General features: G+C 34.8%; 2 protein-coding genes. Both read left to right on the top strand.

Features of this window, described 5'->3' with window-relative positions:
* Window positions 1-22 precede the first annotated feature (22 nt).
* A complete protein-coding gene (locus KA856_RS13770) occupies window positions 23-256 on the top strand; it encodes a replication/maintenance protein RepL (RefSeq protein WP_481906139.1) in 234 nt (77 codons plus the stop codon).
* Between the two features lie 786 nt (window positions 257-1,042).
* On the top strand, window positions 1,043-1,254 hold a 212-nt coding region (locus KA856_RS13765), incomplete at its 3' end, for a replication/maintenance protein RepL (RefSeq protein WP_210138783.1).

Below are 1,254 nucleotides of genomic sequence, written 5' to 3'. Positions count from 1 at the left end.
CATTTAAGCTAATACAAGAGAAATCGCTAAAGATACCGGAACAAGCACACAGACAGTATCAAAAACATTAAAAATCTTAGAAGAAGGAAATATTATTAAAAGAAAGACTGGTGCATTAATGCTAAACCCAGAACTGCTTATGAGAGGCGATGACCAAAAACAAAAATACCTCTTACTCGAATTTGGGAACTTTGAGCAAGAGGCAAATGAAAAACAAGAAAATGCTTTATCAGATTATTATTCTTTCAAAGAATAGTATAGCATAAAGGTAAAAGGACTAGCTAACTCTAGTCCTTTTTTATATGTATAGTTTTTGATCTGCTCGTTACACTTGCAGAAAAACTATACATAAAAGCAAAAACAACCCACCGTAATTTCGCTTTATTCCAATTTCCATTTTGAGCAGAAACTTTACTCATATGATTTGGATTGGTTGTTAAGTTGGAATTAATCCAACTTAAAACCGGCACCAATCGCCACTGAAGTGGCTATCATATTCGCCTTTCTTTCTCAAAATGTTTTCTCGGCATAAATGCTACATTAAGGTTTGGCAAGCACTGGCTTTGCTAGCCACTCAATCGCTATCGCTCATTCGTGACTGCTTGCCTGCTTGTTGGGGGCAAGCCCCCAAAGCCCCCTACAAAATGCTAGCCATATATCAAAAAATAAACGTAAGCATAAACGCATTCACTTCTTTTCTATATAAATATGAACGAAGTGAATAAGCGTCGGAATAGCAGCAAAAAGCTTCCTTTTTGCTGTTGGAGCATGGGGTTTCAGGGGATGCAGTATCTGACGTAAATGCCGAGCGAAAGCGAGCCGAAGGGTAGCATTTATGTTAGAAAATCCCCTGATATGCTCCGACGCTTTATATAGAAAAGAAGATTGAACTACTTAAATTCTTAATACAGGTTGATATTACAGTTTTTATAAGGATTTTGTTTGTAGTGATTTTTCACATAATTTGTAGTGATTTCTCACTACATATGTTGTGATTTTTTCACTACAATGTTAAAATTTTAAACAAAGGAGGTAAATTAAAATGAATGAAAGATATGGAACAGTATATAAAGGCTCTCAGAAGCTCATAGACGAACAAACAGGAGAAGTTATAGAGGTAGATAAGTTATACCGTAAACAAACGTCTGGAAACTTCGTAAAGGCTTATATGGTTCAATTAATAAGTATGTTAGATATGATTGGTGGTAAAAAACTTAAAATCGTTAATTACATACTAGATAATGTGCATTTAAG

It is taken from the genome of Staphylococcus sp. GDB9P120P (assembly GCF_017893435.1).
In the GTDB taxonomy this organism is placed as follows: Bacteria; Bacillota; Bacilli; order Staphylococcales; family Staphylococcaceae; genus Staphylococcus; species Staphylococcus cohnii.
The sequence above is the reverse complement of the archived record's forward strand: the minus strand, read 5'-3'. Positions and strand labels throughout refer to the sequence as shown.